The organism is Terrabacter sp. MAHUQ-38 (assembly GCF_014518425.1).
GTDB lineage: Bacteria > Actinomycetota > Actinomycetes > Actinomycetales > Dermatophilaceae > Terrabacter.
Map to the genome: position 1 here is coordinate 1 of NZ_JACVCU010000004.1, position 22,470 is coordinate 22,470.

Consider the following 22,470-nt stretch of genomic DNA (forward strand, 5'->3'; position numbering starts at 1 on the left):
GTTTCGGCTGTCATAGCGAAGGGGAAACGCCCGGCTCCATTCCGAACCCGGAAGCTAAGCCCTTCAGCGCCGATGGTACTGCACTGGTGACGGTGTGGGAGAGTAGGACGCAGCCGGACACACTTTGAGAAGACCCCGCCGGGTATCCGGCGGGGTCTTCGCATTTTCCGGGCTTTCCGAGGCCGTCGCCGAGTGTGTTGTTCCGCGCTTGAACGCAGGGTCTAGGGTTGGGACGTGCCCGAACTCATTCCCTCTCCGACGCGCATCCCGGTCCCGGGCGGCAAGGTGATCGACGAGCACGTCGGTGCCGTGAACACTCCCGACGCCGGGCTCACCTCCTCCGTCTCGGTGGCTCGAATGGTGGCTCCCGCCGGCTGGTCGGAGCCGTTCCAGACCCCGGAGTTCGACGAGATCACGCTCGTCCTGGCGGGAACGGTCCTCATCGACCATGACGGCGGAACGCTCGAGGCGGCCGCGGGGCAGTCGGTCATCACGCGCGGCGGCGAGCGCATCCGCTACTCGTGCGGTCCCGAGGGGGCGGAGTACGTTGCCGTCTGCCTCCCCGCGTTCAGCCCGGAAACCGTGCACCGCGACGACGAGTCGGCCGTGACCATCGAGGACCCCGCGGGCGCGGAGGCCGGCTCATGAGCCCGGAGAGCACGGACGAGCTGCGTCGCGCGCCCAAGGTGCTGCTCCACGACCACCTCGACGGCGGCCTGCGCCCGCAGACCATCATCGAGCTCGCGCAGGAGTGTGGCTACGACGGCCTGCCGGCGAGTGAGTCCGAGGCGCTGGGGACGTGGTTCCGCGACAGCGCAGACTCCGGGTCGCTGCCGCGCTACCTCGAGACGTTCGACCACACCCTGGCGGTGATGCAGACGCGCGAGGGGCTCTTCCGGGTCGCCAGCGAGTGTGCGCAGGACCTCGCCGCCGACGGTGTCGTCTACGCCGAGAGCCGCTACGCCCCGGAACAGCACCTGACGAAGGGGCTGACGCTCGAGGGCGTCGTCGAGGCCGTCAACGCTGGGCTGCGCGACGGTGAGGCGAAGGCAGCCGGGTCCGGCCACCCGATCCGCGTCACGGGGCTGCTGACGGCCATGCGCCACGCCGCGAAGTCCACCGAGATCGCCGAGCTCGCGATCCGCTATCGCGACGAGGGCGTCTCGGGGTTCGACATCGCTGGCGCCGAGGCCGGCTACCCGCCGACCCGGCACCTCGACGCGTTCGAATACCTCCAGCGCGAGAACTTCCACTTCACGATCCACGCCGGTGAGGCGTTCGGCCTGCCCTCGATCTGGCAGGCGATCCAGTGGTGCGGGGCGGACCGGCTCGGCCACGGAGTGCGCATCGTCGACGACATCACCATCGACGGGTCGCCCTTCGCCGAGTGGCTCGAGGGCAACAAGTCGGATGCGGACGCGCTCACCGCCCTGGACCTGGGTCGGGTCCGCCTCGGCCGGCTGGCGGCATACGTACGCGACAAGCGCATCCCACTGGAGATGTGCCCGAGCAGCAACCTGCAGACGTCGGCTGCCCTGTCGATCCCGTTGCACCCGATCACGCTGCTGCGCCGGCTGCGGTTCCGCGTGACGCTCAACACCGACAACCGCCTGATGAGCGGCACGTCGATGAGCAGGGAGGCATCCCTGCTGCGCGACGAGGCAGGGTGGACGCTCGAGGACCTTCGGTGGGTGACCATCAACGCCATGAAGTCGGCCTTCATCCCGTTCGACGAGCGACTGGCCCTCATCGACGACGTCATCAAGCCGGGCTACGCGGCCCTGGGCTACCAGGACGCACCGATCGCCTGAGCGCGGGTCGCTCCGGTCAGTCGCGCAGGTCAGGCGCGCAGAGCCGCGTCGACGGCGGCCTCGACGTGCAGCCGCGTCGTGGGGAAGACCGGCACGGCCGCGTCGGTCTGGTCCACGAGCAGCTCGATCTCGGTGCAGCCGAGGATCACTCCCTCGGCTCCAGCCGCGACGAGCCGCCCGATGACCTCGCGGTAGGCCTGCCGTGACTCGTCGGTGACGACACCGAGGCACAGCTCCTCGTAGATGACCCGGTGCACGAGGGCGCGGTCCTCGGCGTCGGGCACGAGGACCGTGAGGCCGTGCCCGGCGAGCCGTTCGCGCAGGAACGACTGCTCCATCGTGTAGGCCGTCGCCAGCAGTCCCACGCGCCCGACCCCAGCCGCTCGCACGGCCTCCGCCGTGACGTCGCCGATGTGCAGCAGGGGGATCGTCACGGCATCCTCGACCGCCGGGGCCACCTTGTGCATCGTGTTGGTGCACAGCACGAGCAGCTCCGCACCGCCGGCCTCGAGCCCCGCTGCGGCGGCTGCGAGCAGCTGGCCCGCCTCGTCCCAGCGGTCCTCGGCCTGGAGTCGTTCGACGTCGGCGAAGTCGACCGAGTGCAGCAGCAGCCGCGCAGAGGCGAGGCCGCCGACCCGCTCGCGCACGAGCTCGTTGGCGAGGCGGTAGTACTCGGCGCTCGACTCCCAGCTCATCCCGCCGAGCAGGCCGATGAGCCTCATCGGCCGGTGGCCGCGGTGATGAGCGCGCCGAGCTCGGTCTCGGCGTCACGCGGGTGGACGCAGCGGGCGCCGTCGGCCTCGGCCTGCGCGACGACCTCCGGCTCGTCGCGCCACAGGGCGACTCCGCGGCGCAGGAGGATGTGTGGCGGTTTGCGCCGCTCGGACAGGTCGCGCACGAAGCGGCGCACCGCCGTCAGGGTGCGGTTCTGCCGGACGCACAGCGCGTCGGCGAGCAGCCCCTCGCGGTGCAGCGCCTCGACGAGGCGGCCGGCGAAGAGCCCCTCGGCGAGGACGAGGTCGGTGGGGCGGGCCGTGACGGCGTGCCGGCCCGTCACGGCGGAAAGTCCGAGGTCGTAGACCGGCACCTCGACGCGCCCCTCGTCGACGAGCTGCCGCAGCGCCGCAACTGCGGTGGCCGCGTCCCACGAGTCCTCGTGGTCCCAGTCCGGGATGCCCAAGGGCGAGCGTGGCAGGCGGCGGTCGCTCGCCTCGCGGTAGAAGTCGTCGAGCCGGACGACCGGCCACCCGTGCGCCGCGCTGAGCCGTGCGGACAGGCGGCTCTTGCCCGACCCGCTCGGGCCGGTCAGCACGATGACCCGACGACGCCCGGCGGCGGCTCGGGAACGGCTGTCGTCCGGCACCACCTCGTGGCCTCCTCGCCTCATGGTCGACGCGATGTCAGAGGCCCTTGGGGTGCCAGACGGTCTTCGTCTCGACGAAGGCCCGGATCCGGCCGAGACCGGGATCGGCGCTCCAGTCGGGCTCCACCGGCTGGCCGTCGGCAAGTGCGGGGCGCAGGACGCGCTTGAGGTTGCCTGCGGCCTCGACCTCGAGGGCGCCCCAGTCGACGCCGTCGGCGCCGGCGGCGCCGGTGAGGTCGATGGCGTTGACGTCGCGGTGCGCGGCGAGCCACGACGCGACCTCGGCGGTGCGGGCCGTGATGATGTTGACGACGCCGCCGGGCACGTCGGACGTCGCGAGCACCTCACCGAACGTCACGGCCGGCAGCGGGCGGTCGGCCGACGTCACGACGACGGCCGTGTTGCCGGACGCGATGACCGGGGCGACGACCGAGACGAGGCCGAGCAGCGAGGAGCCTTGCGGCGCAAGGATGCCCACGACGCCGGTGGGCTCGGGTGCTGACACGTTGAAGAACGGCCCGGCGACCGGGTTGAGGTTGCCGAGGACCTGGGCGATCTTGTCGGTCCACCCGGCGTACCAGACCACCCGGTCGATGGCGGCGTCGACGACGGCGCCTGCGGCGCGGGCCGAGCTGCCCTCGCTCGCTGCGACCTCCTCCACGAACTGCGTCCGGCGCCCCTCGAGCACCTCGGCGACGCGGTAGAGCACCTGCCCGCGGTTGTACGGCGTCGCGCCCGACCATCCGGCCAAGGCCGAGCGAGCCGCGACGACGGCGTCACGCACGTCCTTGCGCGATCCCATCGCCGCGTTCGCGAGGAACTCTCCCGTGGCCGAGACGACCTCGTAGGAGCGGCCCGACTCACTGCGAGGGAACGCCCCGCCGATGTAGAGCTTGTACGTCTTGCGCACGTCGAGGCGGCTCATCGGGTGGCTCCCGTCAGGGTCGCAGGGGCTGTGGTGACGTAGGCCTCGAGGCCGTGGCGGCCACCTTCGCGGCCGTAGCCCGACTCCTTGTAGCCACCGAACGGCGACGTCGGGTCGAAGCGGTTGAACGTGTTGGCCCAGACGACGCCCGCCTTGAGCTGGTCGGCCATCCAGAGGATGCGCGAGCCCTTCTCGGTCCAGACGCCGGCGGACAGGCCGTATGCCGTGTTGTTGGCCTTCGCGACGGCTTCCTGGGGCGTGCGGAAGGTCAGCACCGACAGGACCGGGCCGAAGATCTCCTCGGTCGCCACCCGGTGCGTCTGCGAGACGCCGGTCAGCACCGTCGGCGGGAACCAGTAGCCCTTGGCGGGCAGCGTGCACTCGGGGCTCCATCGGTCGGCGCCCTCGGCGACGCCGGCCTCGACGAGCGAGGTGATGCGCTGCAGCTGTGCCTTGCTGTTGATCGCGCCGAGGTCGCTGTTCTTGTCCATGGGGTCGCCGACGCGCAGCGTGCCGAGGCGACGCTTGAGCTTGGCGACGACCTGGTCGTGGATGCTCTCCTGCACGAGCAGGCGCGAACCGGCGCAGCAGACCTGACCCTGGTTGAAGAAGATCCCGTTGACGATGCCCTCGACGGCCTGGTCGAGGGGGGCGTCGTCGAAGACGATGTTGGCGGCCTTGCCGCCCAGCTCCAGCGTCGCCTTCTTGGAGGTGCCGGCGATCGAGCGGGCGATGGCCTTGCCCACCTCGGTCGAGCCGGTGAAGGCGATCTTGTCGACGTCGGGGTGCTCGACGAGCGCCTGGCCCGTGCGTCCGTCACCGGTGACGATGTTGACGACCCCGGCGGGCAGGTCGGCCTGCTGGCAGACCTCGGCGAAGAGCAGGGCCGAGAGCGGTGTCGTCTCGGCGGGCTTGAGCACGACGGTGTTGCCGGTGGCGAGGGCGGGGGCGATCTTCCACGCGAGCATGAGGAGCGGGAAGTTCCACGGGATGACCTGCCCGACGACGCCGTGCGGGCGCGGCAGCTGCGCCCCGGAAGCCGACAGGCCGGCATACTCCAGCTTGTCGGCCCAGCCCGCGTGGTAGAAGAAGTGCGCCGCGGCGATCGGCACGTCGACGTCGCGGGTCTCCTTGATCGGCTTGCCGTTGTCGAGCGTCTCGAGGACTGCGAACTCGCGGGCACGCTCCTGCAGGATGCGCGCGATGCGGAAGAGGTACTTGCCGCGCTCGGCGCCGCTCATCTTCCCCCAGACGCCCTCGTACGCACGGCGAGCTGCGGCGACGGCCCGGTCGACGTCCTTCGGGCCGGCCTGGGTGACCTCGGCCAGGACGGTCTCGTCGGCGGGGTTGATCGTGGCGAATGTCGCCTTGGGTCGCGTGAACGCGCCGTCGACGAAGAGGCCGTAGGACTTCTCGATCGTGACGATGGCGCGCGACTCCGGCGCTGGGGCGTACTCGAACGTGGGCATCAGGGTGTCTTTCGTGAGCTCAGTCGTGTCAGGCAACGGCAGTCAACGGTCGGTCAGTCGATGGTCACGTAGTCGGCGCCCGAGTAGGCACCGGTCGCGAGCTTCTGGCGCTGGAGGAGGAGGTCGTTGAGCAGGCTCGAGGCGCCGAAGCGGAACCACTCCGGCGTCATCCAGTCGTCTCCAGCGATCTCGCTGACCATGACGAGGTACTTGATGGCGTCCTTCGTGGTCTTGATGCCACCGGCCGGCTTGACGCCGACCTGGACGCCGGTGAGCTCTCGCCAGTCGCGGACGGCCTCGAGCATGATGAGCGTGACGGGCAGCGTGGCGGCCGGCGCGACCTTGCCCGTGGAGGTCTTGATGAAATCGCCGCCCGCGAGCATCGAGAGATACGAGGCACGGCGGACGTTGTCGTAGGTCACGAGCTCGCCGGTCTCCATGATGACCTTGAGGTGCGCGCCGCCGCAGGCCTGCTTCACCTCGCCGATCTGGTTGAACACGGTGAGGTAGTCGCCGGAGAGGAACGCGCCACGGTCGATGACCATGTCGATCTCGTCGGCCCCCGCCTCGACTGCGTCCCGCGTGTCGGCGAGCTTCACGGGCAGGCTCGCTCGCCCCGACGGGAAGGCCGTCGCGACCGCCGCGACGTGGATGCCGCTGTCGCCCAGAGCCGCCTTGGCGGTGGCGACCATGTCGCCGTACACGCAGATGGCGGCCGGGCGCGGGGTCGTCGGGTCGAGCGGGTCGGGCACCAGCGCCTTGGCGCACAGCGACCGCACCTTGCCGACGGTGTCGGCGCCCTCGAGCGTCGTCAGGTCGATCATGCCGATGGCCGTGTCGATGGCCCACGCCTTGCTCGTCGTCTTGATCGAGCGGGTGCCGAGACTCGCGGCGCGCGCCTCGCAGCCGACCTGGTCGACACCGGGGATGCCGTGGAGCCAGGACGTCAGGGCGTGGTTCGTGAGGCGAGACACCCCGAGGACGTCGCGCGCCTGCGCGGTGAGGTCCTGCGCGGTCCGCGTCGTGGTGCTAACTGTCACCACGGGAGTGTATCCACCTGTCGAGACGGCCCGTAACGCGTGAGAGAGTCGGGACGTGACCCCAGACGCCTCCCAGCCCACACCCGGTGCCTCGGATCCCGAGCGCCGCGACGGGCGCACCCTCCGGCCCGGCTCCTCCGTCGCCGTCGGTGTGGTCGGTGCGGTCGCGGGCCTGGGCCTGCTCGTGCCGGCCCTGCTGACGTCGCCGCGAAGCTGGGCGCTCATCTCGAGCGTCGTGCTCGCGCTCGTGCTGCTGTGGCTGTTCGTCGTGCGCCCATGCGTCGTCATCCACTCCGAGGGGATCCGTCTCGTCAACCCGATGCGCGTCGTCGAGCTGACCTGGCCCGTCATCACGGACGTGCGCTCCCGGTGGGCGCTGGAGCTGACAGCGGAGGGCCGGCGCTACACCGCGTGGGGGGTGCCGGCCGACCCGGGCCGTCCGCGCTACGGCCGCGGCATGCTGACCGTCGGCGCCAACAAGGTGCGCGGCAAGGGCACGACGGAGGTGCCGACGAAGTCCAAGGTCGAGGCCCAGGCCGTCGCCGCGGAGGTGGAGGAGCGCCTGGCCGCTGACCGCAGGCGCAAGGACGGCAGGACGCCGCGCATCGCGACCCAGGTCTGGGACCCCGTGTCGCTCGGGCTGCTGCTCTCGGCCGCCGCGTTCGTCGTCCTCGCGGTCTTCGTCGCCTGAGGCCCGCGCAGCGGGTGCGCCTGGTGGGCGGGCGGCGCTCAGAGAGACGTGAGCCCTTCGAAGTCCTCGCGGATGCGGGCCAGACGTGTCTCGGCGACGGCGCGCGACTGCGCGAGCGACTCGGGGCCGTCGACCGGCTCGATGACCTCGAGGTAGACCTTCACCTTGGGCTCGGTGCCACTGGGTCGCACGATGATGCGGGACCGGTCGACCAGGTGGTAGCGCAGCCCTTCCGTCGGGGGCAGCCCGCCGTCGCCGCGGCTCAGGTCGTCGATGCGCTCGACGTCGGTGCCGGCGACCGAGGTCGGCGGCTCGGCGCGCAGCCGGCCCATGAGAGCGTCGGTCTGGCCCAGGTCGGAGACCCGGACGGCGAAGGAGTCGGTCGCGTGCACGCCGTGCTCGACGGCGAGGTCGTCGAGCAGGTCGGTGAGCGCGCGGCCCTCGGCCTTGAGCGTGGCCGCGAGCTCGGCGAGCAGGAGCGCAGCGCTGATGCCGTCCTTGTCGCGCACGATCTGTGGCGCGACGCAGTAGCCGAGCGCCTCCTCGTAGCCGTAGCGGAGCCCGTCGACGCGTGCGATCCACTTGAAGCCGGTCAGCGTCTCCTCGTGCGGCACGCCTGCTGCGCGCGCGATCGACGCGAGCTGGCGTGACGACACGATCGAGCTCGCGAAGACGTCGGTGGCCGCGACCCCGCGGCGCACGATGTGGGCCCCGAGCAGGGCCCCGACCTCGTCGCCACGGAGCATCCGCCAGTCGCCGAGCGCCGGGTCGTTGACCGCGGCCGCGCAGCGGTCGGCATCGGGGTCGTTCGCGATGACGAGGTCGCACCCGACGGCGCGAGCCTGGGCGAGCGCGAGGTCGATCGCGCCCTTCTCCTCCGGGTTGGGGAAGGCGACGGTCGGGAAGTCGGGGTCGGGCACGGCTTGCTCGTCGACGACAGCCGGCGCCTCGAACCCAGCCTGGACGAAGGCGGTGTGGACCGTCCCGTGACCGACGCCGTGCAGGCTCGTGTGGACGCAGTGCAGGTCCCGCGGGGACGAGGGGTCGACGACGGTGACGACCGCGTCGACGTAGTCCTCGAGCAGGTTGTCGCCGAGCGTCTCCCAGCCGTCGTGGGAGCGCGGCACGTCCGCCACCCGTTCGACCGCGGCGATGTGGGCGGCGATCCGGGCGTCGGCCGGAGGCACGATCTGGCTGCCGTCGCCGAGGTAGACCTTGTAGCCGTTGTCCTGCGGCGGGTTGTGGCTGGCGGTGACCATGACGCCGGCGTCGGCACCGAGGTGTCGGATCGCGAACGCGAGCACCGGCGTCGGCAGCGGCTGGGGCAGCAGGAGGGCGCGGCCACCGGCCGCGACGACCACGGCTGCGGTGTCCCTGGCGAACACGTCGGAGTTGTAGCGGGCGTCGAAGCCGATGACGACCGTCGGGTGCTCTCCCGCGTCGCCCTCGTGCTTGAGGTATGCCGTGAGGCCGGCCGCCGCCCGGATGACGACGCTGCGGTTCATCCGGTTGGGCCCGGCACCGAGCGCGCCCCGCAGGCCCGCAGTACCGAACTCGAGCAGGCCCGCCATCCGGTCGGCGAGGTCGGCGGCAGCGGCCTCCTCGCCGGCGGTGGCCCGCGCGAGGACCGCGTCGAGCTCGGCCCGCGTCGTCGGGTCCGGGTCGTCGTCGCGCCAGGCCCGCGCGGCGGCATACGCCCAGTCGGTGGCCTCGGGGGTCGTCATCACAGGCGCCCGACGACGTCGGCGAGCAGGCGCCCGCAGCGCGCGGCAGCGGCCTGCCCGGCCTCGAGGACCTCGTCGTGGCTGAGGGGCTGGTCGGAGATGCCGGCCGCGAGGTTCGTGACCAGCGAGATGCCGAGCACGTCGAGGCCGGACTGCCGGGCCGCGATGGCCTCCAGCGTCGTCGACATGCCGACGAGGTCTCCGCCGAGGACCTTGGCCATGCGCACCTCGGCCGGGGTCTCGTAGTGCGGCCCGCGGAACTGGACGTAGACGCCCTCTTCGAGCTCGGGGTCGACCTCGCGGGCGAGGTCACGCAGGCGCGGCGTGTAGAGGTCCGTGAGGTCGACGAAGTTCGGGCCCTCGATGGGGGAGTGGGCGGTGAGGTTGATGTGGTCGCGGATGAGTACCGGCGTGCCGGGGGACCAGGCCGGGTTGAGCCCGCCGCAGCCGTTGGTCAGCACGATCGCCCGGCAACCGGCGGCCTTCGCCGTGCGGACGCCGTGCACGACGGCGCGCACCCCGCGACCTTCGTAGAAGTGGGTGCGGGTGCCGAAGACGAGGGCGCGGCGGCCGGTGTCGCCGATCGCGACCGACCTCATGCTCCCGGAGTGGCCCGCCACCGAAGCCCCGTGGAACCCGGGGACGGCGGCGTTCTCGACGGTCGCGAGCGTCTCACCGATCAGGTCGGCCGTCTGGCCCCACCCTGACCCCAGCACCAGGGCGACGTCGTGTCGCTCCGCGCCGGTGCGCTCGGCGATGACCGCCGCGGCGTCGGCGGCGACGTCGAACGGGTCGGTGGAGGGGTCGTTGAGGTCGCGGTGGGAACTGGTCACGACGAGGACTCTAGCGAGAGGGGTGAGACCGCGGCCTAGCCTTGCACCCAGCCCCGCGGCCGTGCCTTGCGCCGAGCCTTGCGCTGTGCGGCGCTGAACCTCGGGGAGTGGGCGGCCGCCGGGATGGTTGGATGGTCCCCGTGATCACGCGCGAGACATCCGTTGTCATCATCGGCGGCGGCCCCGGCGGCTACGAGGCGGCGCTCGTCGCCGTGCAGCTCGGTGCACGGGTCACCATCGTCGAGAGGGACGGCGTCGGCGGGGCGGCGGTCCTGACCGACTGCGTGCCGAGCAAGGCCCTCATCGCCACCGCCGACTACATGTCCGACTTCCAGACCGCCTCGCGGCTCGGCGTCCGGCTGCAGGACGACGACGGTGACGAGGTGTCCGACGCCGTCGCCCAGGCGCAGACCGTCAACGACCGCATCCTCGAGCTCGCTGCGGCGCAGAGCGCCGACATCCAGGGCAGCCTCGAGCAGGTCGGTGTCACGGTGCTGCGCGGCACCGCGCGGTTCTCCAGCCGCGAGCTCGTCGTCGCCGAGCTCCCCGACGGTTCGACCCGGGAGCTGCGCGCCGACGTCGTCCTCGTCGCGACGGGCGCCGCCCCTCGCGTGATGGACACCATGCGCCCCGACGGCGAGCGCATCCTCACGTGGCAGCAGATCTACTCGCTCGAGGAGCTGCCCGAGCGCATCGTCGTCATCGGGTCCGGCGTCACCGGTGCCGAGCTCGCGCAGGCCTACCTGGGGCTGGGATCGAACGTCGTCCTCGTCTCCTCTCGCGACCGCGTGCTGCCCGGCGAGGACGCCGACGCCGCAACCGTCATCGAGGAGGTCTTCCGCAAGCGCGGCATGGAGGTCCTGAACAAGTCGCGCGCGGCATCGGTCGAGCGCACCACCGACGGTGTCGTCGTGACGCTTGTCGACGGCCGCACCGTCGAGGGGTCCCATGCGCTGCTCGCCGTCGGCTCCGTGCCCAACACAACCGGGCTCGGCCTCGAGGAGATCGGCGTAGAGCTGAGCCCGTCGGGGCACGTCCAGGTCGACCGCGTCTCGCGCACGAACGTCGGCGGCGTCTACGCCGCGGGTGACTGCACCGGCGTGCTGCCCCTCGCCTCCGTGGCCGCCATGCAGGGCCGGATCGCCATGTGGCACGCGCTCGGCGACGCCGTCTCACCCCTCAACGTCCGCGGGGTCGCGGCCAACATCTTCACCGAGCCCGAGATCGCCACCGTCGGCATCAGCCAGAACGCAGCCGACGAGTCACCCGAGGTCGAGTCGGTCGTGCTGCCGCTCGCGCGCAACCCAAGGGCCAAGATGCAGGGCATCTCGGACGGCTTCGTCAAGCTCTTCTGCCGGAAGGGCTACGGCACCGTGCTGGGCGGGGTCGTCGTCGCGCCGAAGGCCTCCGAGCTGGTCTACCCCGTCGCGCTCGCGGTGCAGAACCGGCTGAGCGTCGACCAGGTGTCGAGCACCATCACGGTCTACCCGTCGCTGTCGGGCTCGATCGCCGAGGCCGCGCGCCAGCTCCACCAGTCGGACTGAGCGTCGCGCACGGGGCCTGCCTCACGGCATACGTCGCCGGGGTTCTGGTGGTGGGCGTCACGCGCCGTCGCCGGTCGACGACGGGCGGTCGCGCCGCTCGAGCTCTGCCTGGGCGAGACGGTCCTCCTCAGCCCACCGCTCACGGCGGCGGCGCGAGACCGACTCGCGCAGCTTCTTCTGGAGCGGGTAGACGACCACGGCCACGACGATGAGGATGACGAGGTTCGTCACGGAGAACACGGGCGGGTTGTTCGTCGCACTGGGCAGGGTCGCAAGCACATGAGCAGTGTGCCAGAGGCGTAGCCTCGGGGCCGTGGCGGCATCGCCGTCGCGTCAGGGAGCCCGGTCGCTGTCGGGCTGCGCCCCCGACCACGTCGACCGTGGAGGCACCCAGTGAGCGACTGGATCCAGAAGGCCAAGGACTTCATCAAGGGCCATCCCGAACAGGCCCAGCAGGGGCTCGACAAGGCCGAGGAGCTCATCAACGAGCGCACCGGCGGGAAGTACGCCGACCAGATCGACCAGGGCACCGACTCGGTGAGGGAGTCGCTCGGTCTGCCGCCTGACGTCGAGGGCACGCAGCCGCCCGGCCCACCCGAGCCGCCGGTGACGCCGGAGCCGGCGCCGTCACCCCAACCTGCACCAACGCCGAGCCCGGAGCCGGGTCCCGAGCCGCGGCCCACGCCCGAGCCGGGGCCAACGCCGGAGCCGGGGCCCACGCCCGAACCCGAGCCGATGCCCACTCCCGGGCCCGAGCCGATGCCCACTCCCGGGCCCACCACGCCGCCGGTCGACCCGAACGACCCCGCGCCCATAGATCCCAGCGTGCCGGGCAGCCCCGGTCCCTCTGAGGTACCGCCCACCACACCGGGTGGAGAGCAGGACCTTCCCGGGGTGCCGAACCCGAACCTGCCGGGCTCGAGCGAGGGCGACATCACCCTCGGCGACCCACCGGCGAAGGGCTGACCCCGCCTCACAGGGAGACGACGAGGGCCGACCCGCTCAACGGGGTCGGCCCTCGGTCGTCAGCAGGTCGTGCGTCAGACCTCGGCCGTGTCCTTGATGTCGGCGAGGACGGCGCCGGAGGTGACGGTCTCGCCGACGGCGGCCTTCAGGCCGGTGACGACGCCGTCCTTGTGGGCGGCGATCGGCTGCTCCATCTTCATCGCCTCGAGGACGATGACGAGGTCACCGGCGGCGACGGTCGCACCCTCCTCGACGGCGATCTTGACGATGGTGCCCTGCATGGGGGCGGTCAGCGAGTCACCGGACGCGGCGCTGCCCGACTTGCCGGTACCAGAACGCTTCGGCGCCTTCTTCCGGCTCGCGGCCGTCCCACCGCCGCCGCCGAACGAGAGGCCGCCGGGCAGGGTGACCTCGAGGCGTTTGCCGCCGACCTCGACGACGACCGTCTGGCGCTCCTGCGCCTCGGCGGCATCGCCGGACTGACCGGGCCCACCGGCATGCGGCTCGATGGTGTTGTCGAACTCGGTCTCGATCCAGCGGGTGTGGATCGTGAAGGGCGAGCCGTCCTCGGGTGCGAAGGCGGCGTCGGCGACGACGGCGCGGTGGAACGGCACGACGGTGGGCATGCCCTCGATGGTCAGCTCCGCCAGCGCGCGGCGGGAGCGTTCGATGGCCTGCTGCCGGGTGGCGCCGGTGACGATGAGCTTGGCGATCATCGAGTCGAAGGCGCCGGCGACGGTGTCGCCCTCGAGCAGGCCGGCGTCCCAGCGCACGCCCGGGCCGTGCGGCACCAGCATCCGGGTCACGGTGCCGGGAGCGGGCAGGAAGCCGCGGCCGGCGTCCTCGCCGTTGATCCGGAACTCGATCGAGTGGGCGTGCGGGGCCGGGTCGTCGTAGTCGAGCGACTCGCCGTTGGCGATGCGGAACTGCTCGCGGACCAGGTCGATGCCGGTGACCTCCTCGGTGACGGGGTGCTCGACCTGCAGGCGGGTGTTGACCTCGAGGAAGCTGATGTCGCCGGCCGGGCCGACGAGGAACTCGCACGTGCCGGCGCCGACGTAGCCGGCCTCCTTGAGGATGGCCTTGGACGCGCGGAGCAGCTCGGCGTGCTGCTCGTCGGTCAGGAACGGGGCGGGGGCCTCCTCGACGAGCTTCTGGTTGCGCCGCTGCAGCGAGCAGTCCCGGGTCGAGACGACGACGACGTTGCCGTGCTGATCGGCCAGGCACTGGGTCTCGACGTGGCGTGGCTTGTCCAGGAACCGTTCGACGAAGCACTCGCCGCGGCCGAACGCGGTGACCGCCTCGCGGACCGCGGAGTCGAACAGGTGCGGGATCTCCTCGATGGTGCGGGCCACCTTCAGGCCGCGGCCGCCGCCACCGTACGCGGCCTTGATCGCGACCGGCAGCCCGTGCTGGCGGGCGAAGGCGACGACCTCGTCGGCCCCGGCGACCGGGTCGTTGGTGCCGGGCACGAGCGGGGCGCCGGCCTTCGTCGCGATGTGCCGCGCCTTGACCTTGTCGCCCAGGGCGTCGATGGCCTCCGGGCCGGGACCGATCCAGATGAGGCCGGCGTCGATGACGGCCTGCGCGAACGACGCGTTCTCGGCGAGGAAGCCGTAGCCGGGGTGGACCGCGTCCGCGCCGGCCTGCTTCGCGACCTCGAGGAGCTTGTCCTGGAGCAGGTAGCTCTCGCCGGGCGTGGCCCCGCCCAGGGCGTACGCCTCGTCGGCGACCTTGACGTGCAGGGCATCCCGGTCCGGGTCCGCATAGACCGCGACCGAGGCGATCCCGCTGTCCGTGCACGCCCGCGCGATGCGGACGGCGATCTCGCCACGGTTTGCGATGAGGACCTTGGTGATGGATGCCATGGCTCGGACTCTATCGGGGTGACGTCACGTCAACTCGGCCTCGTGGGGCGGATTCACGGGCGTCTCGGCGTGAGGTCCGGCACATCGGGGCCGCAGGCCCGAACAGGCTGAGACGACCGGGGCCGAGGTCCACCCCAGACACTAGATTGGCGGGCATGGGACTGTTCTCGAAGAAGAACAAGGACGACGCCGCCCCGCCCTCGGAGCCGGCCTCGGTCGATCCGGTCGACGACGGCGGCGACACCCTCGGCCCTGACCACACCGGTCGTCCGGTCGCCAACCCGCTCGGTGACGCGGAGCGCGACCGCATCGCGACCGCGCTCGCCCACGCCGCCGACGAGGGCGTCGACGTCGACGACCTCGACTCGATCGGCGCGCACTACGACGAGGCGCTGCGCCAGTGGTCGGCCGGGGGCAACGGCGACGGGCCCGATGTCATCGTCGACACGTTTGCCGTCGCGATCGGTGAGCACCTCGCCCGGCACAGTGCGCGTGAGTGGGCTGTGGTGACCGACGTCTTCGGTACCGACCTCGGGCTCGTCGCCGCGCGCGCCGACACGGTGGTCGTGCCGCACAACCTCGTCGGTGCTCGGTGGATGCGGGGAGAGACCGGCTGGATCCCGGGCGTCGTCGAGCACCTCGTGAGGATCCGGCCGCGACCCAGCTGAGGTCGCACCTAGGATCGCTGCCATGGCCACGGACGACCGGCGCGTCAGGCGCGATCTCGAGAAGGGCATCGAGCGTGACTTCACCCGCAAGATGTCGTACGGCGACTACCTTCGCCTCGACACCCTGCTCAGTGCACAGCAGCCCCTGAGCGAGCCACCCCAGCACGACGAGCTGCTCTTCATCATCCAGCACCAGACGTCCGAGCTCTGGCTCAAACTGTTGATCCACGAGCTACGGTCTGCCAGAAAACTGCTCAGGGACGACGAGCTCGCTCCGGCGCTCAAGCGGCTGGCCCGCGTCAAGCACATCCAGCACACGCTCACCGACCAGTGGTCGGTGCTGGCGACGCTCACCCCGAGCGAGTACGCGGAGATACGCCCGTTCCTGGCAGCGAGCTCGGGATTCCAGTCGGCGCAGTACCGCGAGGTCGAGTTCCTCCTCGGCAACAAGAACGCCGACATGGTTGCGGTCTTCTCGCACGACGAGCGCGCACGCGCCGAGCTCGACGAGCTGCTCCGGGAGCCCAGTCTCTACGACGAGTTCCTCGCCTACCTCGCCCGACGTGGGTATGCCGTCCCGGCCCACCTGCTCGACCGTGACTGGAGCCAGCCCTACCGCCACGACGAGGGGCTCGTCGATGTCTTCGCCGGCGTGTACGCGCAGCCGCACGAGCACTGGGGCGTCTACGAGACCTGCGAGGAGCTCGTGGACCTCGAGGACAACTTCCAGCAGTGGCGGTTCCGGCACCTGCAGGTCGTGCAGCGCACGATCGGGCAGAAGACCGGGACCGGGGGCTCGACCGGTGTGGACTTCCTGCGCCGCGCGCTCGACCTGACGTTCTTCCCCGAGCTCTACGAGGTCCGCGCGCGCATCGGGGGCTGAGCGATGGTGCGCAACCGGGCTGAGGGCGCGGATGGCGCAGGCGGTGCCACGACCCGTCAGTCGGTGCTGGGTGGGGCAGTGACGTAGGGGCGGGGGAACCAGGGTCAGGCTGCGGTCTTCGCGCGGACCTGTCGCTTGATGCGGCCGAGCATCGCGACCATGCCCCGCATGCGGAGCGGGGACACGGCTTCGGCGAGGCCGAAGCGCATGGGGGCGTCGTCCGGCACTGCGAGGACCTGGGCTGCGGTGAGGCCGTCGAGGCCCTCGTGGAGGATCCCGGCGAACCCACGCGTCGTCGGAGCCTCGGCCGGGGCGTCGAAGAACACGTTGACGACGCGCTCGTCGAGGGAGTCGCCGTCGCCGACCTCGACGGTCAGGAAGAGCGGGGACTGGCACTCGTCGACGCGTTCGAGCTGTTCGAGGTGGCCGACATACCGTTCGGGCAGGCCGGGCAGCTCGTCGCTGAACTCGAGCAGCAGCTGCAGCTTGAGGTCGTTGCTCGCCGAGCGGAAGTCCTCGGCGATCTCGGCCAGCGAGGCCGGAAGCGCGATGTCGGTCACGAGAGGCTCCTTGGCGCCGTCGGGCTCACTTCTCGATCGGGACGCGGACGGAGTTGCCCCACTCGGTCCACGAGCCGTCGTAGTTGCGCACTGCGTCGAAGCCGAGCAGGTGCGTCAGCACGAACCACGTGTGCGACGACCGCTCGCCGATACGGCAGTAGGCGACCACGTCGTCGGACGGCGTGAGTCCCTGCTCCTCCAGGTAGATCGCCTCGAGCTCCTCACGAGACTTGAACGAGCCGTCCTCGTTGGCAGCCCGCGCCCACGGCACCGACTTCGCGCCGGGGATGTGCCCGCCGCGCATCGCGCCCTCCTGTGGGTAGTCGGGCATGTGCAGCAGCTCACCGGAGTACTCGCCGGGGGAGCGGACGTCGATGAGCGGCTTGCCGAGGTGGGCGAGCACGTCGTCCTTGAAGGCGCGGATGGGGGCATCGTCGCGTTCGGCGACCGGGTAGTCGACGACCGTCGGCGTGGGCACCTCCCGCGTCAGCTCGCGGCCCTCGGCTATCCACTTGGCGCGGCCGCCGTCGAGCAGGCGCACGTCCTCGTGGCCGAAGAGGCTGAAGACCCAGAGGGCGTACGCCGCCCACCAGTTGCTCTTGTCGCCGTAGAGGACGACGGTGGTGTCGCGGCTGATGCCGCGGGCTCCCATCACCTCGGCGAACCGGGCGCCGTCGACGTAGTCGCGCGCCACCGGGTCGTTGAGGTCGAGGTGCCAGTCGATCTTGAGCGCGCCGGGGATGTGGCCGGTCTCATAGAGGAGCACGTCCTCGTCGGACTCGAGCAGCACCATGCCGTCGGGGCCGCCGATCGCGCCGGCCGCGATCTGCTCCGCCAGCCACTCGGTCGTCACGAGACGCTCGGGGTCAGCGTAGGCGGAGATCTTCGTGTCTTCAGCGCTCATGGACCCATCGTGTCACGGGACGGGCCGGCCATCACACGGCCCTCACGGCTCATCGAGGCGGCCCAGGTCGTCGCGGCATCGGTGCTCGAACTCGCCGAGCTCGGCGATCGCGTCCTGGACGTCGCGCAGGCGTTGCTCCAGGTCGGCGCGGCGCTCGTCGATCTGGCCGAGGACGTACTCCAGCTGGGTGCGTCGGCCCCGAGGGGCGTCGAACAGGTCGATGATCGTGCGGATCTCCTCGAGTGGGAACCCGAGCCGCTTGCCGCGAAGGATGAGGCTGAGACGCGTCCGGTCGCGCCGGTGGTACACCCGCTGGGTGCCCCGGCGCTCCGGGGTGATGAGGCCGAGGTCCTCGTAGTGGCGGACGGTGCGGTGGGTGACGCCGAACTCGTCCGCGACCTGGGCGATGGTCCACGTCTCGCCTGCCCGGGACGTCGTGCGTTCGGTCGCAGTGCCACTTGTCATGACGACGATAGTGCTTTACGTTTACGTCAACGTCAAGCATGCGTCACGAGCGCGTGATGGCCGCCACCCGTTCAGGAGAACAGCGATGTTCGAGCTCAGCCAGGACCATGAGGACTTCCGCAGGGTCGTCCGCGACTTCGCCGAGAAGGAGGTCGCGCCCAACATCGCCAAGTGGGACGCCGCCTCGCACTTCCCCACCGACCTCGTGCCCAAGATGGGCGACCTCGGTCTCTTCGGGCTCGTCGTCCCGGAGGAGTACGGCGGCGCCGGGACTGCGGGGGACTTCACAAGCCTCTGCGTCGCGATCGAGGAGCTCGGCCGGGTCGACCAGTCCATCGGCATCACGCTCTCCGCCGGCGTGGGCCTTGGCATCAACCCGATCCTGACCTACGGCGACGAGGAGCAGAAGCAGCGATTCCTGCCCGACCTCGTCTCGGGCCGCGCGCTCGCCGGGTTCGGCCTCACCGAGCCCGAAGCCGGTTCGGACGCCGCCGCCACCCGCACGCGGGCCGTCCGCGACGGCGACGAGTGGGTCATCAACGGCGCCAAGGCCTTCATCACGAACTCCGGCACCGACATCACGTCCGTCGTAACCGTCACCGCCCGCACCGGCACCAACGAGGACGGCTCGCCGCAGCTCTCGGCCATCATGGTCCCGGCCGGAACCCCCGGCTTCGTCGTCGAGCCGGCGTACCACAAGCTCGGTTGGCACGTGTCCGACACCCACGGCCTCACCTTCGAGGACTGCCGGGTCCCGGTCGGCAACCTCCTCGGCAACGAGGGCGAGGGCTTCAAGCAGTTCCTCAAGACCCTCGACGACGGTCGCATCGCCATCTCCGCGCTCGCCGTCGGCTGCGCGCAGGCCTGCCTCGAGCTCGCGACCGACTACGCGAAGACGCGGACGGCGTTCGGCCGGCCCATCGGGGCCAACCAGGGCGTCTCGTTCCAGCTCGCCGACCTGGCCGTCATGGTGGAGGGCGCCCGGCTGCTCACCTACAAGGCGGCTTGGCTCAAGGACGAGCTGCACGCCGGAAAGCGCTCCGTCTCGGAGGTCAAGCAGGCGGCCGCCATCGCCAAGCTGTACTCCACCGAGGCGGCCGTGAAGGCCACCCGCACGGCCACTCAGGTCTTCGGCGGCAACGGCTTCATGGAGGAGTACCCCGTGGCCCGGTTCTACCGTGACGCAAAGATCCTCGAGATCGGGGAGGGCACCTCAGAGGTGCAGCGCATGCTCATCGCCCGCGGGCTGGGGCTCCCCGCATGAGCGGAGCCGCCCCGCACGGTGACCCGCGGGTCGCCGACGTCCGCGCGCGGCTGGCAGCCGCCCACGCCGCGTCCGCGAGCGCCCCCGAGAAGGCCATGGCCAAGCTCGACGCCCAGGGCAAGATCTACGTCCGCGACCGCATCGCCCTGCTCTTCGACGAGGGCTCGTTCGTCGAGGACGGCCGCTACGCCAACGCCCTCCAGCCGGGCCTGCCGGCCGACGGCGTCGTCACCGGGCGCGGCACGGTCGACGGCCGACCGGCGATCGTCATCGCGAACGACCCAACCGTCAAGGCGGGCTCGTGGGGGGCGCGCACCGTCGAGAAGATCGTCCGCGCCACCGAGATGGCCCTGCGCGAGGAGCTGCCGGTCTTCTGGTTCGTCGACTCGGCGGGTGCCCGGATCACCGACCAGGTCGAGATGTTCCCAGGTCGCCGCGGCGCCGGTCGCATCTTCCACAACCAGGTCGCGCTGTCCGGCAAGGTGCCGCAGATCTGCTGCCTCTTCGGTCCGAGCGCGGCGGGTGGCGCCTACATCCCGAGCTTCTGCGACCTCATCATCATGGTCGAGGGCAACGCGTCGATGTACCTGGGCAGCCCCCGCATGGCCGAGATGGTCGTCGGTGAGAAGGTCTCCCTCGAGGAGATGGGTGGCGCCCGCATGCACTGCACGGTCTCCGGGGTCGGCGACCTGCTCGCCCACGACGACCCTGAGGCCATCGAGCTCGCCAAGCTCTACTTCTCCTACGTGCCCGGGAGCTGGCGCGACCACCCGCCGACGTATGCCGCCGAGGAGCCGGCCTCTCCGCTGACGCGCCAGACAGTTCCGGAGCGCGAGTCCGTGCCCTTCGACATCCATGACGTCATCGACGGACTCGTCGACGACGACTCCTTCTTCGAGCTCAAGCCACTCTGGGCGGGCGAGCTGGTTATCGGCTTCGGCCGCCTCGAGGGGCAGACCGTCGGCCTCGTCGCCAACAACTCGATGGTCAAGGGTGGCGTGCTGTTCACCGACAGCGCCGACAAGGCCGCCCGCTTCATCTGGCTCTGCGACGCGTTCAACATCCCGCTGGTCTACCTCGCCGACGTCCCCGGCTTCATGATCGGCTCCGAGGTCGAGCGCGGCGGCATCATCCGCCACGGCGCGAAGATGGTCAGCGCCGTGTCGTCCGCGACGGTGCCGCAGTTCTGCGTGGTCGTCCGCAAGGCCTACGGAGCCGGCCTCTATGCCATGGGCGGCCCCGGCTTCGGGCCCGACGCGACGATCGCTCTCCCGACGGCACGCATCGCCGTCATGGGCCCGGAGGCAGCCGTCAACGCCGTGTACGCCAACAAGATCGCCGAGATCGAGGACTCGGACGAGCAGGCACGGTTCGTCGCGGACCGCCGCCGCGAGTACGAGGAGGACGTCGACATCGAGCGGCTGGCCGCCGATCTGGTGCTCGACTCCATCATCGAGGCGGATGAACTGCGCTCGGACCTCGTGCACCGTCTGGCTTATGCTTCCCGGCGTGACCGTCACTTCAGCGAGCGCCGACGCTCCGTCCCGCCGGTCTGAGCCGCGCCTCGGTCACCAGGTCGAGAACCCGGACCGAGAGGTCGAGTCCCGGACGCCGTTCTGGCGGCGTTTCCCGGTGTGGTTGCCCTTCGCGGTCTTCGGCATCTCACGGCTCTTCGTGTGGGTCGCCGCGACGTACCTGTCGCGCTACCAGATCCCGTTGCCCATCGGCACGACGAACATCCGCATCTTCTACCCCTCGCCCGCCGACCCCGGCTACCTCGCGGTCATGACGGGCTGGGACGGCCAGTGGTACCGCGTCATCGCCGAGCAGGGCTACCCCGCAGTGCTGCCGCGCGTCGGCTGGGGCGGAATCGACATGAACCCGTGGGCCTTCTTCCCGGTGTTCCCGATGAGCGTCGGACTCATCATGAAGCTCACCGGGCTGCCGTTCGCCCTCGTCGCGCCCGCGCTGTCGACGGTCATCGGCTTCGTCGCGATGCACCTGCTCTTCAAGCTCGTCGACCAGGCTGTCGGGCGCTGGGAGGCCATCGTCGCCGTCGTCGCGACGTGCTTCTTCATCGCGTCACCCGCCTTCTCCGCGTCGTACACCGAGTCGACCGCGCTCCTCGGCGTGGTCACCGTGCTGTGGCTGCTGCGCCGCCGGCAGTACTGGTGGGTCGCCGTGGCGCTGCTCGTGCTCTCGCTCAGCCGCAACGTCGTCATCGCCATGGTCCCGGTCATCGTCGCCCACGCGGTCGTGCGCTGGCGGCAGGGTGACGAGGGGGCACACCCGAGACGCTTCCGCCTCGCGATGGCGGCCCTCGCGGCATACGCGGGCGTCCTGACCTGGCTCTGGCCGACCATCGTCACGATCGCGACGGACACTCCCAACGCGTACAACGACACGATGCGCGCCTGGAACATCGAGACGAAGATCAAGCTCTACCTGTGGTGGAACCTGCTCTACGACTACTGGGGCGTCATCGGCCAGGTGGCCGGCGTGGCCGGCGTGGCCGGGTTCGCCTGGTTGATGCTCTCGAGGACCTCGTGGCGCTGGGGCCCGGAGATCTGGGGCTGGGCCGGCGCATACCCGGCCTACATCCTCCTCGTCACGAGCACGACGCCGAGCCGCGTGCGCTACGCGCTGCTCGCGTTCCCGATGACGCTCGTCATCGCCTGGTTCCTCAAGCTGCGCTGGTGGGGCCGCTACCGCTACTGGCTGCTCGGACTCATCGTGGTGGCCGGTGCGGCCCAGATGTGGTGGTGGACCGAGCACTACCTCGTCATCGAGAACCTCACCGACGACCTCTACCCCTGAGCCGCGCCGACCCCGCCGACGACGTCGAACCACTCGACGCCCGCGTCGGCGAGCAGCTCGCGCAGCAGGGGCAGGGAGAGCCCGACGACGTTGTGGTGGTCGCCCTCGATGGCGGTGACGAACGCGCCGCCCAGACCGTCGATGGTGAACGCACCCGCGACCGCGAGCGGCTCGCCCGTGGCGACGTAGGCGTCGATCTCCTCGTCCGAGAGCTTCGCGAAGTGGACGGTCGTCGACGCGGTCGCCCCGAGGGTCGCGCCCCCCGCCCCGCGGTCGTCGACGAGCCAGTGACCCGTGTGGAGCACCCCGGACCGGCCGCGCATCCGCCGCCAGCGCGACACGGCCTCGTCGGCGTCGGCGGGCTTGCCGTGGACCTCACCGTCGAGCTCGAGCACCGAGTCGCAGCCGATGACGACGGCGGCTTCGTCGACCCGGGCTGCGACGTCCTCTGCCTTGGCGCGGGCAAGCAGCAGGGCGATGTCGCCGGGTTCGAGCGGGCCGTAGCGCTCCGTCGCCTCGGCCACGGCGAGGTCCTCGTCGACGCTGCTCACGACGACGAGGGGCTCGATGCCGGCGGCGCGCAACGTCGTGCGCCGAGCGGGCGACGCGGAGGCGAGGACGAGCTGGATGGCGGGCACGTAGGGAAGAGGGCTCGGCGGCATGCGGTCATCGTAG

General features: G+C 71.1%; 23 protein-coding genes and 1 rRNA gene. 11 read left to right on the top strand and 13 right to left on the bottom strand.

The window, feature by feature from the left end; translation table 11 throughout:
* Window positions 1-2: 2 nt before the first annotated feature.
* The 3 genes from rrf to H9I49_RS15240 all read left to right on the top strand — a co-directional run bounded on the left by rrf (window position 3) and on the right by H9I49_RS15240 (window position 1,811).
* Window positions 3-119 (top strand): 5S ribosomal RNA (gene rrf / locus H9I49_RS15230).
* Between the two features lie 115 nt (window positions 120-234).
* A complete protein-coding gene (locus tag H9I49_RS15235) occupies window positions 235-648 on the top strand; it encodes a cupin (protein WP_188031261.1) in 414 nt (137 codons plus the stop codon).
* On the top strand, window positions 645-1,811 hold the full coding sequence (locus H9I49_RS15240) for an adenosine deaminase (protein WP_188031262.1): 1,167 nt from the start codon (window positions 645-647) through the stop codon (window positions 1,809-1,811). The genes H9I49_RS15235 and H9I49_RS15240 overlap by 4 nt, the downstream gene beginning before the upstream one ends.
* Before the next feature lie 29 nt (window positions 1,812-1,840).
* Here the strand turns inward: H9I49_RS15240 and H9I49_RS15245 are convergent, their stop codons facing one another.
* The 5 genes from H9I49_RS15245 to deoC are packed head-to-tail and all read right to left on the bottom strand — an operon-like array spanning window position 1,841 to window position 6,608.
* Window positions 1,841-2,533: an aspartate/glutamate racemase family protein gene (locus H9I49_RS15245; protein WP_188031263.1), complete on the bottom strand. Its 693-nt coding sequence runs from the start codon at window positions 2,531-2,533 to the stop codon at window positions 1,841-1,843.
* Window positions 2,530-3,177, bottom strand: a complete 648-nt coding sequence (locus tag H9I49_RS15250; RefSeq protein ID WP_370587592.1) for a uridine kinase — start codon at window positions 3,175-3,177, stop codon at window positions 2,530-2,532. The genes H9I49_RS15245 and H9I49_RS15250 overlap by 4 nt, the downstream gene beginning before the upstream one ends.
* A gap of 34 nt (window positions 3,178-3,211) precedes the next feature.
* Window positions 3,212-4,099 (bottom strand): aldehyde dehydrogenase family protein, encoded by an 888-nt coding sequence (locus H9I49_RS15255; protein ID WP_188031264.1) that lies wholly within the window; start codon window positions 4,097-4,099, stop codon window positions 3,212-3,214.
* Window positions 4,096-5,568 (bottom strand): aldehyde dehydrogenase family protein, encoded by a 1,473-nt coding sequence (locus tag H9I49_RS15260; RefSeq protein WP_188031265.1) that lies wholly within the window; start codon window positions 5,566-5,568, stop codon window positions 4,096-4,098. Before H9I49_RS15260 ends, H9I49_RS15255 begins: the two co-directional genes overlap by 4 nt.
* A 53-nt stretch (window positions 5,569-5,621) precedes the next feature.
* Window positions 5,622-6,608 carry a deoxyribose-phosphate aldolase gene (gene deoC / locus H9I49_RS15265; RefSeq protein ID WP_370587593.1) on the bottom strand — a complete coding sequence of 329 codons (987 nt, stop codon included), beginning with the start codon at window positions 6,606-6,608 and terminating at the stop codon, window positions 5,622-5,624.
* A gap of 55 nt (window positions 6,609-6,663) precedes the next feature.
* Between deoC and H9I49_RS15270 the strand changes: the two genes are divergently transcribed.
* Window positions 6,664-7,299: a PH domain-containing protein gene (locus H9I49_RS15270; protein ID WP_188031267.1), complete on the top strand. Its 636-nt coding sequence runs from the start codon at window positions 6,664-6,666 to the stop codon at window positions 7,297-7,299.
* A gap of 38 nt (window positions 7,300-7,337) precedes the next feature.
* On the opposite strand, the gene H9I49_RS15275 is transcribed toward H9I49_RS15270, so the two are convergent.
* Window positions 7,338-9,023 carry a phospho-sugar mutase gene (locus tag H9I49_RS15275; RefSeq protein WP_188031268.1) on the bottom strand — a complete coding sequence of 562 codons (1,686 nt, stop codon included), beginning with the start codon at window positions 9,021-9,023 and terminating at the stop codon, window positions 7,338-7,340.
* A complete protein-coding gene (locus H9I49_RS15280; protein WP_188031269.1) occupies window positions 9,023-9,856 on the bottom strand; it encodes a purine-nucleoside phosphorylase in 834 nt (277 codons plus the stop codon). The genes H9I49_RS15275 and H9I49_RS15280 overlap by 1 nt, the downstream gene beginning before the upstream one ends.
* Window positions 9,857-9,996: 140 nt before the next feature.
* Here H9I49_RS15280 and H9I49_RS15285 point away from each other — a divergent pair, with 140 nt between their 5' ends.
* Entirely contained in the window at window positions 9,997-11,400 is a 1,404-nt protein-coding gene (locus tag H9I49_RS15285) for an NAD(P)H-quinone dehydrogenase (protein ID WP_188031741.1), read from the top strand.
* A 57-nt stretch (window positions 11,401-11,457) separates the two neighbouring features.
* On the opposite strand, the gene H9I49_RS15290 is transcribed toward H9I49_RS15285, so the two are convergent.
* Complete coding sequence (locus H9I49_RS15290) at window positions 11,458-11,679, bottom strand: hypothetical protein (protein ID WP_188031270.1); 222 nt, start codon at window positions 11,677-11,679, stop codon at window positions 11,458-11,460.
* A 114-nt stretch (window positions 11,680-11,793) separates the two neighbouring features.
* Between H9I49_RS15290 and H9I49_RS15295 the strand changes: the two genes are divergently transcribed.
* Window positions 11,794-12,366: an Rv0909 family putative TA system antitoxin gene (locus H9I49_RS15295; RefSeq protein WP_188031271.1), complete on the top strand. Its 573-nt coding sequence runs from the start codon at window positions 11,794-11,796 to the stop codon at window positions 12,364-12,366.
* Window positions 12,367-12,440: 74 nt separating this feature from the next.
* Here the strand turns inward: H9I49_RS15295 and H9I49_RS15300 are convergent, their stop codons facing one another.
* Window positions 12,441-14,234, bottom strand: coding sequence for a biotin carboxylase N-terminal domain-containing protein (locus H9I49_RS15300; RefSeq protein WP_188031272.1), 1,794 nt, complete (start codon window positions 14,232-14,234; stop codon window positions 12,441-12,443).
* Window positions 14,235-14,389: 155 nt separating this feature from the next.
* On the opposite strand from H9I49_RS15300, the gene H9I49_RS15305 reads away from it, so the two are divergent.
* Together H9I49_RS15305 and kynA are read left to right on the top strand one after the other, a co-directional pair.
* Window positions 14,390-14,902, top strand: coding sequence for a DUF3806 domain-containing protein (locus H9I49_RS15305; protein ID WP_188031273.1), 513 nt, complete (start codon window positions 14,390-14,392; stop codon window positions 14,900-14,902).
* Between the two features lie 22 nt (window positions 14,903-14,924).
* Window positions 14,925-15,785: a tryptophan 2,3-dioxygenase gene (gene kynA / locus H9I49_RS15310; protein WP_188031274.1), complete on the top strand. Its 861-nt coding sequence runs from the start codon at window positions 14,925-14,927 to the stop codon at window positions 15,783-15,785.
* A 104-nt stretch (window positions 15,786-15,889) separates the two neighbouring features.
* On the opposite strand, the gene H9I49_RS15315 is transcribed toward kynA, so the two are convergent.
* The 3 genes from H9I49_RS15315 to H9I49_RS15325 are packed head-to-tail and all read right to left on the bottom strand — an operon-like array spanning window position 15,890 to window position 17,714.
* Window positions 15,890-16,345, bottom strand: a complete 456-nt coding sequence (locus H9I49_RS15315; protein WP_188031275.1) for a SufE family protein — start codon at window positions 16,343-16,345, stop codon at window positions 15,890-15,892.
* 25 nt (window positions 16,346-16,370) lie between these two features.
* Window positions 16,371-17,249 (bottom strand): sulfurtransferase, encoded by an 879-nt coding sequence (locus H9I49_RS15320; protein WP_188031276.1) that lies wholly within the window; start codon window positions 17,247-17,249, stop codon window positions 16,371-16,373.
* Window positions 17,250-17,291: 42 nt separating this feature from the next.
* A complete protein-coding gene (locus tag H9I49_RS15325; RefSeq protein ID WP_188031277.1) occupies window positions 17,292-17,714 on the bottom strand; it encodes a MerR family DNA-binding transcriptional regulator in 423 nt (140 codons plus the stop codon).
* Window positions 17,715-17,799: 85 nt separating this feature from the next.
* Between H9I49_RS15325 and H9I49_RS15330 the strand changes: the two genes are divergently transcribed.
* From H9I49_RS15330 to H9I49_RS15340, 3 genes are read left to right on the top strand one after another with little or no spacing between them, the layout of a single operon-like run.
* A complete protein-coding gene (locus H9I49_RS15330; protein WP_188031278.1) occupies window positions 17,800-18,978 on the top strand; it encodes an acyl-CoA dehydrogenase family protein in 1,179 nt (392 codons plus the stop codon).
* On the top strand, window positions 18,975-20,534 hold the full coding sequence (locus H9I49_RS15335) for an acyl-CoA carboxylase subunit beta (RefSeq protein WP_188031279.1): 1,560 nt from the start codon (window positions 18,975-18,977) through the stop codon (window positions 20,532-20,534). Before H9I49_RS15330 ends, H9I49_RS15335 begins: the two co-directional genes overlap by 4 nt.
* Window positions 20,488-21,795 (top strand): hypothetical protein, encoded by a 1,308-nt coding sequence (locus tag H9I49_RS15340; protein WP_370587594.1) that lies wholly within the window; start codon window positions 20,488-20,490, stop codon window positions 21,793-21,795. The genes H9I49_RS15335 and H9I49_RS15340 overlap by 47 nt, the downstream gene beginning before the upstream one ends.
* Here H9I49_RS15340 and H9I49_RS15345 read toward each other — a convergent pair.
* Entirely contained in the window at window positions 21,786-22,457 is a 672-nt protein-coding gene (locus tag H9I49_RS15345) for a nucleoside triphosphate pyrophosphatase (RefSeq protein ID WP_188031281.1), read from the bottom strand. The two genes, H9I49_RS15340 and H9I49_RS15345, sit on opposite strands and share 10 nt — an antisense overlap.
* Window positions 22,458-22,470 lie beyond the last annotated feature (13 nt).